We start from the raw sequence: 14,058 nt of genomic DNA on the forward strand, positions 1-14,058 counted from the left end.
GGAGCGTCGCTGCGTCGTGGTCCACCTACCCCCGCTGGTCGAACCCGCAGGCGAACTGTCGCCCGAGGACGTCGCCCGGTACAGCCGGCACCTGATCATTCCCAGTGTGGGAACCGACGGTCAGAAGCGACTGCGCAACGCCCGCGTGCTCGTCGTCGGTGCCGGGGGACTGGGCTCACCCGCACTGCTGTACCTCGCGGCCGCCGGTGTCGGGACTCTGGGCATCGTGGAATTCGACGACGTCGAACTTTCGAACCTGCAACGGCAGATCATCCACGGCCGGTCCGACGTGGGTCGCCCGAAGGCCGACAGCGCCAGGGACTCGATTCTCGAACTCAACGACGGCGTCGAGGTGACGCTGCACCGTGTTCGACTCGACTCGTCGAACGCACTCGAGCTCTTTCGGCAGTACGACCTCGTGCTCGACGGGACCGACAACTTCGCCACCCGATACCTCGTCAACGACGCGGCCGCGCTGGTCGGAATCCCTTATGTATGGGGTTCGATCTACCGGTTCGAGGGGCAGGTGTCGGTGTTCTGGGATCGAGCCCCCGGCGACGCAGGTATCAATTATCGCGACCTGTACCCCGAGGCTCCGCCGCCGGGTATGGTGCCCTCGTGCGCCGAGGGTGGGGTGCTGGGGGTGCTGTGCGCGTCGATCGGGTCGATCATGGTCACCGAGGCGATCAAGCTGATCACCGGAATCGGCGAGACGTTGCTGGGTCGGTTGATGATCTACGACGCACTGGCGATGAGCTATCGAACCGTCGGTCTGACTCGTGACCCGTCCCGCACGCCGATCACCGAGCTGATCGATTACGAGGCATTCTGCGGAGTGGTGCCGGCCGCCGACTCCACCGGCGAATCGATCACTCCGGCGGAGCTGCACGCAATGATGCAGTCCGGTCGCGAGATCGCCCTCATCGACGTGCGTGAGCCGGTGGAGTGGGACATCGTCCGCATCGACGGTGCGCGCTCGATTCCCAAGGGTCGAATCCTGTCGGGGGCGGCGATGTCGGATCTACCGCAGCACATCCCCATCGTGCTCTACTGCAAAACCGGCATCAGGTCCGCCGAGGTGCTCTCCGCCCTCGTGGCAGCCGGTTTCTCGGACGCCGCCCATCTGCACGGCGGAATAGTGGAGTGGGCCGAGCAGATCGATCCTGGTTTGCCCATGTACTGATGTGTCGCGTGTGCGCGTCGTCCGCAGCAGCACCGCGATCGGCGGTAGCGTGGCGCTCGTGAGCTCTGTCGAACCTCCTCAGCACGTGATCTCTACGTTCGGGCTGCGCGATGTCGAGCCTGCACCTCTCGGTGCGGACTGGGACGGTGGATGGCGTCTGGGCGATGTCGTCCTGTCCCCGGTGGCAGACCATGCCCGCGCCGCATGGTCGGCCAAAGTGCGCGAGACGCTGACCGTGGACGGGGTCCGTCTCGCCCGACCGGTTCGGTCGACCGACGGTCGATACGTCGTGTCGGGCTGGCGAGCAGACACGTTCGTCGCCGGCGAACCGGAGCCTCGTCACGACGAGGTGGTCTCGTTGTCGATGCGGTTGCACGCGGCGACCGCGCAACTCGAGCGACCGCGATTTCTGGTTCAGCCCCCCGTGGCCCCGTGGGCCGATGTGGACGTGTTCGTTGCTGCCGACAGAGCTGCATGGGAAGCGGTCCCGCTGCGCTCTGCTCGTGGTGCCGGCGCACCCGAGCCGTCGTCCAGTGATGGCAAGAGCAGCCTGGAATTGGTCAAACAGCTTGCGACACTACGCAAGCCCGTCGAGTCACCGGACCAGTTGGTGCACGGTGATCTGTTCGGAACGGTCTTGTTCTCGGGTAGCGAGGCGCCAGGGATCAGCGACATCACCCCGTACTGGCGTCCTGCGCCCTGGGCTGCCGGGGTGGCCGTGGTGGACGCCCTTTCCTGGGGTGACGCGGACGACGGTCTGGTCAACCGCTGGGACGATCTACCGGAATGGCCGCAGATGTTGCTGCGCGCGTTGATGTTTCGTCTCGCAGTGCATGCGCTTCATCCGCGTTCGACGTCCGAGGCGTTCCCCGGCTTGGCGCGAACGGCAGATCTGGTGCGCCTCATTCTGTGACTTCCGCTGTGCGAGCCGGTGATTCGGAGAGTTCGTGGAACAGTGATCGAGCGGCCTGCATCGCGCGGGCCGCGTCACCCGCGATCACCGCCCCCACGAGCGCCGTGTGTTCGTCGATGTAATCGTCGTCGTGCTCGATGGCATGGTGGCGCATGGCGTCGTGGATCACCGGCAGCAGCGAATCGTAGAACTCCAGATAGATGGCGTTGTGGCTGGCCGCGACGATGGCGCGGTGCAGGCGTGCGTCGATCCGAACCGCATCGGCCAGCGGAGTCTCGTCGGACCACGCCGCGTTGCGATCGGCCAGCGCGCCGAGCATGGCACGGATGTCGGCGTCGTCGCGCCGGTCGGCCGCAAGAGCCGCCGCAGTGACTTCCAAGGTTTCGCGTAGCTCGGTGACATCGCGGTGCCGGGCGTCCGAGAAATACTTTCCCAGGGTTCCGCCGAGATCGGAGCACGTCATGACGAAGGTGCCCGAACCCTGCCTGCGTTCGACCATGCCGGCGTGCACGAGTGCCTGCACGGCCTCGCGCACGGTGTTGCGCCCGGTGCCGGTGATCTCGCACAGTTCGGGTTCGGTGGGGATGCGGGTACCCACCGGCCATCGCTGGGACGTGATCTCTTCGCGCAGCTGAGCGGTGACCTGGGAGATCAGGCTCGATCGCTGGACCTGCCGCACGTGGACTCCTCATGCCGGGGACGGACGTTGCAGCGTCGATAGTAATGCTTTGCACCCGATGATCCGGTCATCCTATGATTACGCGGTGAGTGCGCCCACCGCCCCCGATACCCGCCTCGTCGGTACCTCGCTCGTGCGTGGTCGAGTACTCGTCTTCTCCGCGATCGTCGTGTCCGCGCTGACTCTGCGCGCCGCCGTCACCTCGATCAGCCCGCTGTTCGGCAGAATCGGCACCGACCTCCAGTTCGGCACCACCGTCATCGGCATCGTCGGCATGTTGCCTCCGGCGATGTTCGCCGTCTTCGGCCTGGCCACCCCGTTTCTCGCCAAGCGCACCGGCCTGGAGCGGGCAGCTCTGCTGGCGATGGCGCTGACCACGATCGGTATGGCCACTCGTGCGTTCGCGCCGAACACCGCGTCTCTGCTCGCGCTGTCCGCGATCGCTCTCGCGGGCATGGGCATCGGAAACGTCGTCATCCCGCCGTTGGTCAAGCGGTATTTCTCCGAGCGGCTCGCCGTCGTCAGCACCATCTACATCTGCGCCATGCAGGTCAGCACCATGGTTCCGCCGTTGCTGGCCGTCCCCATCGCCGACGCGCACGGTTGGCGCATCTCCATCGGGATCTGGGCCGTCGTCGGCCTGGCCGCCGCGCTGCCGTGGCTCGGTGTGGTCATCGCCCGACGCGGCCGCGACGAGAAGGACGTCTCGGGTGAAGCCGGGTCGGCGTCGGTCCACGCATCGCCGAGCGGCCGAATCCACCGGTCCTCGCTGGCGTGGGGGATGGTGATGATGTTCGCAATGACTTCCCTGATCACCTACTCCATGCTCACCTGGTTGCCGACGCTCCTGATCGATGCGGGGATCGGAGAAGGCTTGGCCGGTGCGTCGGTGGCGGCGTTCGGCGCGATGGGACTGATCACGTCGCTGGCCGCGCCGACGCTCTGTGCGCGCGTGCGCAATCCGTACGGCATCGTGATGGTTGCCGCGGCGTGCTACCTCGGCGGGTTCGCGGGCCTGCACTGGTCTCCGACTGCCGGTACGGTCGCGTGGGTGTGCCTGGTCGGGCTGGGCACGATGACGTTCCCGATGTCACTGACGCTGATCAACCTCAGGACGCGCACGGCCGTTGGCTCGTCCTCACTCTCGGGATTCACCCAGGGGCTGGGTTACGTGGTGTCCTCGACCGGTCCGATTCTGTTCGGGCTGCTGCACACCGAGTCCGGGGGCTGGGGACTCCCGTTGGTTCTGTTGACCGGATGTGTGGCGGTTCTGCTGGTCGGAGGATTCCTGTGCTGCCGACCGAGGATGCTCGAAGACACCTGGTGACGTTCGGTGCACGTTGACGCTTCAGCTCACGTCGGTGCTCGACGGCGCGTGAGACCAAGTTAATCAACGAGTCATCGCGCGCAGCGCCGCGGCAACATGGCTTTCCTATGTTCGGTTCACACACCGATCAGGAGGCCACTAGTGACCAGCCTTTCTCGCAGCGCTTCGGCAGATGCCGGCTCAGCCACCACGGCGACTGCTCCACCCGGAACAGTTCCCGTCTCCGTCAACCATCACATCGCGCACTGGAATTCCGAGGACGTCGAGGCCTGGGAGGCCGGCGGCAAACAGATCGCCAAGCGCAATCTGATCTGGTCGGTCATCGCCGAGCACGTCGGATTCTCGATCTGGTCGATCTGGTCGGTGATGGTGCTGTTCATGCCGTTGTCGGTCTACGGCATCGACGCGGCGGGCAAGTTCTTCCTGGTGGCCGTGCCCACGCTCGTCGGCGCGATCCTGCGCATTCCGTACACCTTCGCCACGGCCAAGTTCGGTGGCCGTAACTGGACCATCTTCAGTGCTCTGGTGCTCCTGATCCCCACCGTGCTGACCATGTACTTCATGCTCAACCCGGCGTCGTACACCACCTACATCATCGTTGCGGCGTTCGCCGGACTCGGCGGCGGTAACTTCGCATCCTCGATGACGAACATCAACGCGTTCTATCCGCAACGCGAGAAGGGGTGGGCGCTCGGCTTGAATGCGGGCGGCGGCAACATCGGTGTGCCCGTCATCCAGCTCATCGGCCTGTTGGTCATCGCCACCATCGGCAACACCGCCCCCGAGATCGTGTGCGCCGTCTACCTCGTCTTCATCGCGCTGGCCGCCGTCGGTGCCGCGCTGTACATGGACAACCTGGACAACCAGAAGACCAACGGACGCTCCATGATCGACGTGTTGAAGTTCTCGGACTCGTGGTGGATCGCCTTCCTGTACATCGGCACGTTCGGATCGTTCATCGGCTTCAGCTTCGCGTTCGGGCAGGTCCTGCAGATCAACTTCCTCGCCGGACTCACCGACGGAGCACCGGCGACTCCCGCTCTACAGGCGCAGGCATCGCTGCAGGCCGCTCAGATCGCGTTCATCGGACCGTTGCTGGGATCGTTGTCGCGTCCGTTCGGCGGCAAGCTCGCCGACAAGATCGGTGGCGGCAAGATCACCCTCTACACGTTCGTGGCCATGACGTTCGCCACCGGGATTCTGGTTGCGGCCAGTACCTGGGACGATTCGACTCCCGGCGCGGCCAGCGGCACCGTGATGGTGCTCTTCGTCGTCGGATTCATCGCACTCTTCCTGCTCTCGGGCCTCGGAAACGGATCGGTGTACAAGATGATCCCCGCCATCTTCGCTGCGAAATCCGCTCAGCTTCAGGGCATGACCGTCGACGAGCAGCAGCACTGGTCGCGCAAGATGTCCGGTGCCCTCATCGGAATCGCCGGCGCGATCGGCGCTCTCGGCGGCGTAGGAATCAACCTGGTGCTGCGGGCGTCGTATTCGGGCACCGCGAAATCCGCGACCACCGCGTTCTGGGTGTTCCTCGCCTTCTACATCGTCTGCGCGATCGTGACCTGGGCGATCTACCTGCGCAAGACCAACCCCGCCGACGCCGACGCACCGGTAGCAGTCTGAGGATCCATCACCGCCAAGAACGAAACACACTGCACGGCAACGTAGATCGGAAGGACCCGCAATGAAGAACGCGGTAGTGGTAGGTCACGGGATGGTCGGACACCGATTCGTCGAAGCGTTGCGTGCGCGCGACGAGGCGGCCGAGTGGAAGGTCACGGTGCTGTGCGAGGAGGCACTGGCGGCGTACGACAGGGTGGGACTGTCGTCCTACGTCGGTGCCTGGGACCACAAGGAACTCGCTCTGGCGGGCAACGACTATCCCGGTGACACCCTCGTCGAGATGCGCACCGGAGTACGGGCCGATCGCATCGACCGCGACCACCGCACCGTCGTGACCTCGGCGGGGGACACCGTCGAGTACGACGCTCTCGTCCTCGCCACCGGCTCCTACCCGTTCGTGCCGCCGATCACCGGACACGACCTGCCCGCGTGCTTCGTCTACCGAACCCTCGACGACCTGGACAAGATCCGTGCCCGCGCCGACGCCGCAGGCCCGGGCGCCGTCGGTGTGGTGGTCGGCGGTGGCCTCCTCGGTCTCGAAGCGGCGAATGCGCTGAAGAAGATGGGCATGACCCCGCACGTCATCGAGTTCGCTCCACGATTGATGCCGCTGCAGGTGGACGAGGGCGGCGGCGCGCTGTTGGCGCGTCTGGTCACCGAACTCGGATTGAACGTACATGTGGGAGTCGGCACGTCGTCGATCTCCGAGAACGACAGCGCCGGTCTGACGGTCGAACTGAGTGACGGCAGCACCATCGACGCCGCGCTGCTGGTGTTCTCCGCCGGTGTGCGTCCCCAGGATCGACTGGCACGCGAGAGTGGCCTCGAGGTGGGTGAGCGCGGCGGCATCATGGTCGACATCGGCTGCAGTACCTCCGATCCTGCCGTCTACGCGATCGGTGAATGTGCTGCGGTCGAGGGTCGGTGCTACGGACTGGTCGCTCCAGGGTATTCGACGGCGGAGGTCGTGGCCGACCGATTGCTCGGCGGCGCAGCGCAATTCCCGGGTGCCGACATGTCCACCAAGCTCAAACTGATGGGCGTCGACGTCGCGAGCTTCGGCGACGCGATGGCGGCAACGCCGGGCGCTCTCGAAGTGGTGTTCAGCGATGCCCCCAAAGGCACGTACGCCAAGCTCGTCGTCACCGACGACGCGAAGACCTTGCTCGGCGGCATCCTCGTCGGCGACGCCTCCGCGTACTCGCTGTTGCGGCCGCTGGTCGGTCGCGAGTTGCCCGGCGATCCGGGCGCTCTGATCTCACCTGCCGCCGAGCAGGTCGGCATCGGTGCACTGCCCGACGACGCCGAGATCTGCTCGTGCAACGGTGTGAGCAAGGGTGCCATCTGCTCGGCGATCGCCGACGGAGCCTGCGACCTGGCGGCCGTGAAGAGCTGCACCACCGCGGGTACCACCTGTGGCGGATGCCTGCCCTCGATCAAGTCGTTGCTCGCCGCGTCCGGTGTGGTCCTCTCGAAGTCGTTGTGCGAGCACTTCGCTCAGTCCAGGGCCGAGCTGTACGAGATCGTTCGGGCCACGAACACCCGCACCTTCTCGTCGCTGATCGCCAAGTACGGCTCGGGAACCGGCTGCGACATCTGCAAGCCTGTCGTCGCGTCGATTCTCGCGTCTACGTCCTCCGATCATATTCTCGACGGCGAGCAGGCGTCGTTGCAGGACACCAACGATCACTTTCTGGCCAACATCCAGAAGAACGGCACCTACTCGGTTGTGCCGCGTATGCCCGGCGGCGAGTGCACTGCGGAACAGCTCATCGTCATCGGCGAGGTCGCTCGCGATTTCGGGCTCTACACGAAGGTGACCGGAGGGCAGCGCATCGACATGTTCGGTGCCCGCGTCGAGCAGTTGCCGGCGATCTGGAAGCGCCTCGTCGACGCCGGGATGGAGTCGGGTCAGGCGTACGGGAAGTCGCTACGGACGGTCAAGAGCTGCGTCGGATCGAGTTGGTGCCGTTACGGCGTCCAGGATTCGGTGGGGATGGCCGTCGATCTGGAGAACCGCTATCGAGGTCTGCGGTCGCCGCACAAGATCAAGTTCGGCGTCTCGGGCTGCGCTCGCGAATGCGCCGAGGCCCGCGGCAAGGACGTCGGGATCATCGCGACCGAGGGTGGTTGGAACCTCTACGTAGGCGGTAACGGAGGTCAGTCGCCCAAGCACGCGCAGTTGCTCGCGTCCAATCTCGACGATGCCACCCTGGTCAGCTACATCGACCGTTACCTCATGTTCTACGTGCGTACAGCCGACCGGCTGCAGCGCACGGCACCGTGGCTCGAATCGCTCGACGGGGGACTCGACCACCTCAGAGCCGTCGTGTGCGAGGACAGTCTCGGGATCGGTGCCGAGCTCGAATCCGACATGGAACGCCACGTCGCCGGATACAAGGACGAGTGGGCCGGCGTGCTCGAAGACGACGAGAAGCTCGGTCGGTTCGTCTCCTTCGTCAATGCTCCGGACGAGTCCGACCCCACGATCGCGTTCGACGAGTCCGGCGCGCGCAAGGTGCCCGTGCTGATGGGAATGCCACGTGTGGGCGCGTGAGCCGATACGGGAGCTGACAACCGGCAGGTCACGAGACTGAGTGCATGTGCACAGACGAGTAATCGCGACTTAACGGCCAAGAAACACAAGCAACGTGGAATAGCTGATCAGGAGGTACGCCATGACTGTCATCGATTCGTCAGCAGTGAAGTCACCATCAGCGGTACCGAACGACATCGCTCGTGATTGGACCCCGGCCTGCACGCTCGACGCGCTGATTCCGGGGCGCGGGGTAGCGGTGCTCCTGCGAGGCGGCACCCAGGCGGCGCTGTTTCTGCTCGACGACGGACGACTGTTCGCGGTGGGCAACATCGATCCGTACGGGCGTGCAGCAGTGATGTCACGCGGACTGGTGGGAGACCGAGGGGGCGAACCCACCGTCGCATCGCCGCTGCTCAAGCAGGTTTTCTCGCTGGCCGACGGGCGCTGCCTCGATGACCCGCAGGTCACCCTCGGATCGTTCGAGGTCTCCTGCGTCGAGGGCGTCGTGCTCGTCCGCGGCGGATCTACGTGAGCGAAATTGCAGGGGCTGCAATGCCTCTGGTCGGGTTCACCGTCGGGATCACCGCATCGCGTCGAGCCGAGGAGTTCGCGACTCTGCTCGAGCGGCGCGGGGCCACCGTGATGCATGCCCCCGCTATTCGCATCATCCCACTGGCCGACGACGCCGAGCTCGAACGCGTCACCGCCGCCGTCATCGCGGATCCACCCGAAATAACCGTGGCCACAACAGGAATCGGATTTCGTGGCTGGGTCGAGGCAGCGGACGGGTGGGGGCAGGCAGAAGAACTGGGGCGCGCACTCGGTGCGTCCCGGCTGCTCGCTCGCGGTCCGAAGGCGAAAGGAGCCATTCGAGCGGCCGATCTACGCGAGGAGTGGTCGCCCGCCTCGGAGTCCTCGGCGGAGGTGCTCGAACATCTGTTGGCCGAAGGGGTGGAAGGCAAACGCATCGCCGTGCAGCTGCACGGCGCGACCACCGAATGGGAGCCGGTCCCCGATTTCTGCGAGGTGTTGCGCTGCGCGGGAGCCGAGGTGGTGCCGGTGCCGGTGTATCGCTGGACAGCGCCCGACGACCAGAGCCCGATGGACCGCATGATCGAAGCCGTCATCGTCGGTGATCTCGATGCCCTCAGCTTCACCTCGGCACCGGCGGTGGCGTCGATGCTGATGCGCGCCGACGAGAACGGCGTGCTCGAACCCTTGCTGCAGTCGATGCGATCGAGGGTGCTGCCGGTGTGCGTCGGGCCGGTGACGGCCGCGCCCCTCGAACAGCTGAACGTGGCCACCACACAGCCGACACGGGCGCGTCTGGGGGCACTCGCGCGGCACATCGCCGAAGAACTGCCGAGGCGCACCGGTCGGCTGCATGCGGGCGGACACGTGGTCAGTGTCCGCGGTAAGTGCGTGGTGGTCGACGGTGAAGTTCGACCGGTGTCCCCAGCGGGCATGGCGTTGATGAAGACATTGGCGCGCAATCCAGGACGCGTCGTCTCCCGCGAGGACCTGTTGGCGTCCCTGCCCGGCGGAGGGGGCGACACCCACGCGGTGGAAACGGCGATGACCAGACTCAGGTCCTCGCTGGGCGCGCCGAAAGCTATCCAGACCGTGGTCAAGCGTGGCTATCGCATCGCACTCGATCACATCGAGACCGAAACGGACTGCGATTCCGAAGAACCGGCTGATCGAGTGGCCGTCGTAGAAGGGGGAAAGTACTGATGACACCGACTCTTGTTCTGGTCGCACACGGCACCCGAAACCCCCGTGGTGTCGAGATGGTCGCCGCACTCGCCGATGCCGTGTCGACGCAGATCGGTACCACGCGCGTGGCATTCGTCGACGTACTCGGGCCGTCACCGGCCGAGGTGCTGCGCGACACTGCCGGCTCGGCTGTCGTGGTTCCCGCCTTCCTCGCGTCGGGCTACCACGTGCACACCGATGTGCCGCGAGAGATCGCCGACAGCGCTCACACGTCCGTCGCCGTCACCCGCGCTCTCGGACCCGATCCGGTACTGGCGGAAGTCATGGTCGATCGACTCCGTGACGCCGGGTGGCGCTCGGGTGATCCGATCGTGCTCGCTGCCGCAGGATCGTCCGATGCTCGTGCGTCGGAAGAACACCGGCGCGCGGCGGCGATGTTGGCCGATGTCGCCCGAGTCCCGGTACGTATCGGCTACGTCGCCACCAGTACCCCCACCGTGTCCGACGCGGTGTCGACTCTGCGAGAAACCGGGCACACTCGGGTGTTCGTGGCGTCGTATCTGTTGGCGCGCGGCCTCTTTCACAACCGTCTGGCCGACGCCGGAGCCGACGGCGTCGGTGAGCCGCTCGGAGTGCATGCCGCGATCGTCGATCTCGTGGTCGCGCGTTACCGCGAGGGTGTTCGATCTCTCGGTGAAACTAGTGGTGCGGCAACGGAAGAATTGTCACCGGCTCGTCGGCGCTGACCTCGGCCGGGATCACAGCCAGTGCGTCGCGGCCGACGAGGTGCGCCAGGTGCGCCGTGCGGACTCGGGTATCTGCCCGCCACCGTGTGCCGTCCGCGGTGACCGGGACGATGCGAGGCGTCGAGGATCGAACCTCGGCAGCATTGGACAACAGGCCGATCCGCGATGGGCGCACCGTTCTCCCGGTCAGGGCATCGACGATGGCGGGCGCGGCGAGCATCGCGGTACCGACGGCCGCCAGCGGATTACCCGGTAGGCCGAGTACCACTGTGCCGTCGGGCAATGCCGCGGTGATCTGAGAACCGCCGGGACGCATGCGCATTCGCCCGACGACGGTCTCGGCATCGATGCCGGCGAGGGTCGCGCGGAGCTGATCGGCTGCCCCGCCTCCGGTTGCCCCGACGACGATGATCACGTCCACGTCCCGAGTGCGGGTCAGCACGTCTCGAAACCCCGTCGCAGAATCCTCGAGCAGCGTCACGTCGACGACGGTGATGCCGCAGTGCGCCAGGTACTCCGGCAACACCGACCCGAGCACGTCCCTGGTCTCGCCAGGGGCGAGTGGCCCGGTGGATCGAATCTCGTTGCCGCTGATGATTACTCGTCCGCGTACCGGACCGCGCACCGCCACCTCGAACACCTCTGCACTGGCAGCGAGCGATCGTACGGCCGCATCGATCGGGGTGCCGGCTGCGACCAGTTCGGTACCGGGCAGCCAGTCCTCGCCGCGTCGACGCGTGTCGTCGGACTGCGGTGCCGTCGGCATGCGTCGAGCCGAACCGTCGGACTCGCGGGTGATGTGCTCGTCGCGCACCACCGATGTCGCTCCGCGCGGAAGCGCTGCGCCCGTCGCGATGCGCACGGCCGTTCCTTCGATGAGTGGGGCGATGTCGGAGGTACCGGCGTACGCGATGTCGGACCGGAGGGTCCACGGATCGGTGCCGCACACGGCGTAGCCGTCCATCGCGGAGATGTCTACTGCCGGCAGCGCGGTTCGGGAGATGAGGGGTTCCGCGAGCACGGTTCCGGCACTGTCCTGCAGGGAAATTCGACGGATCGGCAACGCGGGGAGTCGGCTCCGAACGCGTTCGAGTGCGTCGCTCACCTCGAGCGTCTCCGGCTGTTGTGCGGCCAGACGGGCGGCGAGAAGATCGGCGGGGGTGTCGCAGTCGTCGACACCGGACACCGCGATCACCAGATGATCGGCAGGAAGGATCGTGCGCATCGGCGCGCCCTCCACCGAATCCAGCTGTGCCAGCGCGGAACGCAACGCGGCGTGCCGCCACACTCCCAGCAGGAATTGCGTACGACCGGCACTGTCGCGGGCGAAGACGGCGTCGGTGTGCGAGCGCGATACGGCACCGATCAGCGACTCGACCGTCGCGGCGTCGAGAAAGGGCAGATCCGACGCGATGACCACCACCAGATCTGCGGTGCCTTCCGCACAGTCGTCGAGTGATCGCAGGCCCGCGGCGAGTGCAGCGACCGGGCCGCCGCCCACGGGGGACTCGCGAGTCTGCACCACGTGATCGGGCACTCCGGTACGGGTCGGACCCACCAGAATCGTTGTGCGACAACTCGTTACCGCGTCCACGGCGATGTCGACCATACGGCGCCCGCCGACGGTCATGGCAGGTTTGTCGACCTCGTGCGGCGCAGCGGGGTTCTCGGGATCTGCCATCCTCGACCCTCGACCGCCGGCGAGGACGATCGCGTCGCAGACCGGTTGCGTCACGTTGCGAGCTCCGTCATGTCGGCAGCGGCACGTTCTGCAGGCGAACCTGCCCGCGTGCTATGACTTTTCCGCTGTCGGAGGCGGTGATCGTGACCAGCCACAGTTGTTGAACACGGCCCTGCTGCAACGGTTCTGCGACAACGTCGACGCGGCCGCCCTTGCTAGCGCGGAGAAAGTCGGTGCCGTTGTGTACGCCGACTGCGAATTCACCGCGATCCTTGACCGCCTCGCTGGCACCGATGCTCGCTGCGCTCTCGACGGCAGTGGTGTAGACGCCGCCGTGGACGACCCCCCAGGGCGTGAAGTGCTCGTCCGTCAACTCGATGTGCCCGGCCACCCTGGTGCCCGAGACCTCGTCGACGACGAGACCGGCGGAGGCGACGAAGCTGCTCGCCTTCGACAGCGCGAACTTCGCCGTGGGGCGTGGATCGAACTGCTCGAGTGCGTCCCTGATGTTCATTCTCCGAGATTAGTGGTCGGCGGAGGTGGCGGTGGGAGCGCCCCGAAGTCGAATCGAATCGAGCTCAGTGGCACGCGCCCGTCGTGGTTCGGAACGCCTTCGCTGCGCAGAGTCTCCAGCTGTCTCGAGGCCAGGTGCGGGGCGGGCCTTCCACTCGCGCCGAGGACTCGATGCCAGGGCAGGTCGGCGGAATCGGTGCGCATGATCCATCCGACGATGCGAGGACTCGACAGGTCGGCGGCGGCCGCGATGTCTCCGTAGGTGGCCACGAATCCAGGGGGGATCGACGCGACCAACGCGCGAACTCTCTCGACCTGGGCTTCGGTGATCGGGGCCATCTACAGCAGGGATCGCACCAGCTCGGCGACCTCGACCGGTTTGGCCTGGCCGACCATGTGATCGCAGTCCAGTTCGACCGTTCGTAGGTTGTCACCGAGCTTGTCTCGCAGCGCCGAGAGGAATTCCTCTGTGACATAGGGGGGTTCGACGCGCATGGCCCGCACCACGATCGTCGGGACACTCTCGGTGGGAACCACGATCGGACGTGCGAGCTCTCCCCACGTTGCGACGATCGCCGGAATCGACATTCGCCACGCGACTTTTCCGTCGTCGGCGGGGATGAGGTGATCGGCGACCTCACGGTCGAGCAATTCGGTGGGCACGTCCGCCCACGCCCCGTGGATCTTCTCCGAGCGCGCCTCGTCGACGTCGGTGTAGTCGGGGGATTTCGCGGTCGCCTCGGCCACCTCGAGAAGCTCCTCCGGCGGCAGAGCGATCGCGGGATCGAGCAGAATCAGCGCCCGCACAGCTTCGGGAAACCTCTGCGCGAGATGCACGGCCAACGCGCCGCCGTACGAGTGGCCGAGGACCACGACCGGTCCACGCGCATGGGCGTCGAGCACGGCTTTGAGCGCAGTGACCTGCGCGTCGATGTCCCAGGGCGGTGTGGACGGGGAATGCCCGTGGCCGATGAGGTCGGGTGCCAGAATTCTGGCCTCCGGAAGGTGGTTCTCGGCGAGGTCCCACCACCGGGCACCGTGTCCGGTGACACCGTGGACGGCGAGGATTTCGGGACCGTCTGCGGGTCCGAACGTGTGCAGATTCAACTCGGTCACGTCGACCACTATGCCG

Annotated in this window: 13 protein-coding genes; 8 read left to right on the forward strand and 5 right to left on the reverse strand. The window is 66.1% G+C overall.

The genetic code is table 11. The features are described 5' to 3' along the window. The first annotated feature begins 16 nt into the window (after positions 1-16). Positions 17-1,183 (forward strand): adenylyltransferase/sulfurtransferase MoeZ, encoded by a 1,167-nt coding sequence (gene moeZ, locus R3P95_RS00615; protein WP_317547116.1) that lies wholly within the window; start codon positions 17-19, stop codon positions 1,181-1,183. A gap of 58 nt (positions 1,184-1,241) precedes the next feature. Next, positions 1,242-2,096, forward strand: coding sequence for a TIGR02569 family protein (locus tag R3P95_RS00620; protein WP_068046053.1), 855 nt, complete (start codon positions 1,242-1,244; stop codon positions 2,094-2,096). Here R3P95_RS00620 and R3P95_RS00625 read toward each other — a convergent pair. Continuing rightward, a complete protein-coding gene (locus R3P95_RS00625; protein WP_317547118.1) occupies positions 2,086-2,775 on the reverse strand; it encodes a FadR/GntR family transcriptional regulator in 690 nt (229 codons plus the stop codon). The two genes, R3P95_RS00620 and R3P95_RS00625, sit on opposite strands and share 11 nt — an antisense overlap. An 85-nt stretch (positions 2,776-2,860) precedes the next feature. Between R3P95_RS00625 and R3P95_RS00630 the strand changes: the two genes are divergently transcribed. The 6 genes from R3P95_RS00630 (at position 2,861) to R3P95_RS00655 (ending at position 10,732) form a co-directional block, all read left to right on the forward strand. Next, a complete protein-coding gene (locus R3P95_RS00630; protein WP_283347027.1) occupies positions 2,861-4,102 on the forward strand; it encodes an MFS transporter in 1,242 nt (413 codons plus the stop codon). 237 nt (positions 4,103-4,339) lie between these two features. Beyond that, positions 4,340-5,731, forward strand: a complete 1,392-nt coding sequence (locus R3P95_RS00635) for a nitrate/nitrite transporter (protein WP_149405640.1) — start codon at positions 4,340-4,342, stop codon at positions 5,729-5,731. A gap of 61 nt (positions 5,732-5,792) precedes the next feature. Continuing rightward, positions 5,793-8,288: a nitrite reductase large subunit NirB gene (gene nirB / locus R3P95_RS00640; protein ID WP_149405473.1), complete on the forward strand. Its 2,496-nt coding sequence runs from the start codon at positions 5,793-5,795 to the stop codon at positions 8,286-8,288. A gap of 121 nt (positions 8,289-8,409) precedes the next feature. Next, positions 8,410-8,802, forward strand: a complete 393-nt coding sequence (gene nirD, locus R3P95_RS00645; protein WP_094642301.1) for a nitrite reductase small subunit NirD — start codon at positions 8,410-8,412, stop codon at positions 8,800-8,802. A 20-nt stretch (positions 8,803-8,822) separates the two neighbouring features. Beyond that, on the forward strand, positions 8,823-10,004 hold the full coding sequence (locus tag R3P95_RS00650; protein ID WP_255183303.1) for a uroporphyrinogen-III synthase: 1,182 nt from the start codon (positions 8,823-8,825) through the stop codon (positions 10,002-10,004). After that, the gene (locus tag R3P95_RS00655; protein ID WP_317547119.1) at positions 10,004-10,732 is read left to right on the forward strand and encodes a sirohydrochlorin chelatase; all 729 of its coding nucleotides are present in this window, start codon (positions 10,004-10,006) and stop codon (positions 10,730-10,732) included. Before R3P95_RS00650 ends, R3P95_RS00655 begins: the two co-directional genes overlap by 1 nt. Here R3P95_RS00655 and R3P95_RS00660 read toward each other — a convergent pair. The 4 genes from R3P95_RS00660 to R3P95_RS00675 are packed head-to-tail and all read right to left on the reverse strand — an operon-like array spanning position 10,686 to position 14,051. Continuing rightward, positions 10,686-12,467: an NTP transferase domain-containing protein gene (locus R3P95_RS00660; protein ID WP_317532323.1), complete on the reverse strand. Its 1,782-nt coding sequence runs from the start codon at positions 12,465-12,467 to the stop codon at positions 10,686-10,688. The genes R3P95_RS00655 and R3P95_RS00660 overlap by 47 nt on opposite strands. A 13-nt stretch (positions 12,468-12,480) precedes the next feature. Continuing rightward, positions 12,481-12,927: a PaaI family thioesterase gene (locus R3P95_RS00665; RefSeq protein ID WP_256989530.1), complete on the reverse strand. Its 447-nt coding sequence runs from the start codon at positions 12,925-12,927 to the stop codon at positions 12,481-12,483. Beyond that, positions 12,924-13,265 (reverse strand): MGMT family protein, encoded by a 342-nt coding sequence (locus tag R3P95_RS00670; RefSeq protein ID WP_068046009.1) that lies wholly within the window; start codon positions 13,263-13,265, stop codon positions 12,924-12,926. Before R3P95_RS00670 ends, R3P95_RS00665 begins: the two co-directional genes overlap by 4 nt. Beyond that, on the reverse strand, positions 13,266-14,051 hold the full coding sequence (locus tag R3P95_RS00675) for an alpha/beta hydrolase (protein ID WP_317532325.1): 786 nt from the start codon (positions 14,049-14,051) through the stop codon (positions 13,266-13,268). It lies immediately after the preceding gene. Positions 14,052-14,058: the final 7 nt, after the last annotated feature.

Source organism: Rhodococcus cercidiphylli (genome assembly GCF_033042225.1).
Classification (GTDB): domain Bacteria; phylum Actinomycetota; class Actinomycetes; order Mycobacteriales; family Mycobacteriaceae; genus Rhodococcoides.